The sequence below is a fragment of the Collinsella sp. BIOML-A6 genome (assembly GCF_009875845.1).
In the GTDB taxonomy this organism is placed as follows: Bacteria; Actinomycetota; Coriobacteriia; order Coriobacteriales; family Coriobacteriaceae; genus Collinsella; species Collinsella aerofaciens_H.
Genome location: NZ_WWSL01000053.1, coordinates 1 through 2,449, shown reverse-complemented (window position 1 = coordinate 2,449; position 2,449 = coordinate 1). Strand labels below are relative to the sequence as shown.

The following is a 2,449-nucleotide window of genomic DNA, read 5'->3' as shown; positions in this document are numbered from 1 at the left end:
GGCTTGCCCGTATCGTAGGCAATGCGCCGAATGCTCGCCATCGAAATTTATCGATGGCCTATTTCAGACTGTAATGGGTAGCTAATTTGGGACGGGGCTTTTTTGACTACTTCGCAGCCCTGGGTAGTCAAAAATGCCCCGTCCCAAATTAGCTACCCCGGCCCCGGCGGTTGGGGAGAGTCTGCTCCGTTATAATCGCCTAAGACACTAAATGGAAACGGGACGGGAGCCATACATGCGCCAGGGTTTCGACAACGCGAAGTATATCGAGCTGCAGGCCGCTCATATTAAGGAGCGCATCTCGCAGTTTGGCGGCAAGCTGTACTTGGAGTTTGGCGGCAAGCTGTTTGACGACTATCACGCGAGCCGCGTGCTGCCGGGTTTTGAGCCGGACAGCAAGTTTCGCATGCTCAAGAGCATTGCCGACGACGTCGAGGTCATCATCGCCATTAACGCGAACCACATCGAGAAGAACAAGGCTCGCGGTGACCTGGGCATTACCTATGACGAGGACGTTTTGCGCCTGGTCGACCTGTTCCGCGGCAACGGTTTTGCTGTCGCGGCCGTGGTCATCACCCAGTACGCCGGCCAGCCCGCCGCCGATGTGTTTCGCAATCGCCTGAACGCGCTCGGCATTCCCGCCAAGTTGCACTATCCCATCGAGGGCTATCCACACGATGTCGATCTGATCGTGTCCGACGACGGCTATGGCAAGAACGAGTTTGTCGAGACCACCCGTCCACTTGTCGTGGTCACCGCTCCCGGCCCCGGCTCGGGCAAGCTCGCCACCTGCCTGTCTCAGCTCTATCACGAGCACAAGCACGGCACCGCCGCTGGCTACGCCAAGTTCGAGACGTTCCCGGTCTGGAACCTGCCCCTCACGCATCCGGTCAACATCGCCTATGAGGCCGCCACGGCCGACCTCGACGATGCCAATATCATCGACTCCTTCCACTTGGAGGCCTACAACAAGACCACGGTCAACTACAACCGTGACGTCGAGGCTTTCCCAGTGGTCCGTGCCCTGATGGAAAAGATTCTGGGGGAGAGCCCCTACCAGAGTCCCACCGACATGGGTGTAAATATGGTCGGCTTTGCCATCACCGATGACGATGCCTGTCGCGATGCCTCCAAGATGGAGATCGTCCGCCGCTACTTTGCTGCGGTCGAGGCCGTGCGCCGCACCGGTGTGGGCGATGAGCAGGTTGATCGTCTCAAGCTCATTATGAAGAAGGCCGGTATCGACAAGAATTATTCGCCGGCACGCTCGGCCGCCCTTACCAGGGAGCAGCTGACGGGTAGCCCCGTAGGCGCCATGGTCATGCCCGACGGCTCCGTGGTGACCGGCAAGACTTCCACACGCCTGGGCGCCGCGAGCTCGCTCATCATGAATGCGCTTAAGCATGTCTCGGGCGTTGACCTTGAGCTCGAGGTTATTAGCGATGAGGCGATCGAGCCTATCAGCAAGCTCAAGACACATTTCCTGGGTAGCAAGAACCCGCGCCTGCACACCGACGAGACGCTTATGGCGCTCTCGATCACCTCGGCAACGAGCGAGACGGCGGCCCGCGTCCTTTCGGGCCTGGAGCAGCTGCGCGGCTGCGATGCCTTCTTTAGCGTGATCATCTCGCCGACGGACGAGACGGTGTTGCGCAAGTTGGGCATCAACGTGTGCTGCGAGCCCAAGTTCGAGCGCCACGGTTTCTTCCACCGCTAAGCCTGGATAAATTGGCCTGAAAGGGGCACATCGGGTATACATTCGGTGTGCCCCTTTTATCAACAAAGTTACCGTTTAACCTAAAAATAGCCCGTTTACCTGCCTATAAGCGATTTGGGCGGTATACAATAACCCTAATTGTATCATCCTTATGCGGGGATGCCGCATGATGGATGTTGCCGGCCATCATGGGGTGTGCCGGTCGCGCACGGTGCAAGTGATGTCCGTGCTCGGTTTGAGGAGGCTGCCATGGCTGGCAAGGGTCGTGCGAGTGTCAACGATATGAAGCGTGTCGAGGTGCAGGTGCTGATGGAGATTGCACGGCAGTCCGAAGACAACGGCGGACTTTATGGCTTTTCGCGCAAGACGCTTGCCGAGCGCGTGGGGGTGTCTCCGTATCGCGCCCGCGCGGCAATTGAACGCTTGGAATCCGAAGACATCATTGAGGTCGTCTCGCGCTACAGCGACGACGGCGGCCAGCTCGCAAATGGCATTTGTCTCACGGAGCGTGGCGAGTGGTATCTAGAGGGCATCCGTGCCGGTATGCTCGTGCAGGACTTGATCAAGGACGAAGTCACCGATCGATAACAGCGCGCACTCATAGGGGAAACGCCGTCTGGGCAACCGGACGGCGTTTTGTTTCGAGATGGAGAAAGGTTGATTTCCGATCTCAGCCGAACACATTGAGCAAATAGGCCGTTCCCGCAGTTAGCCGAACGCCCCCGCGGCCCC

2 protein-coding genes are annotated in these 2,449 nt (G+C 58.6%); both read left to right on the top strand.

Annotated features, from left to right (window positions below):
• The first annotated feature begins 235 nt into the window (after window positions 1–235).
• On the top strand, window positions 236–1,717 hold the full coding sequence (locus tag GT495_RS10575; RefSeq protein WP_161162598.1) for a DUF1846 domain-containing protein: 1,482 nt from the start codon (window positions 236–238) through the stop codon (window positions 1,715–1,717).
• A 249-nt stretch (window positions 1,718–1,966) separates the two neighbouring features.
• Window positions 1,967–2,305 (top strand): hypothetical protein, encoded by a 339-nt coding sequence (locus GT495_RS10570; protein WP_161162597.1) that lies wholly within the window; start codon window positions 1,967–1,969, stop codon window positions 2,303–2,305.
• Window positions 2,306–2,449 lie beyond the last annotated feature (144 nt).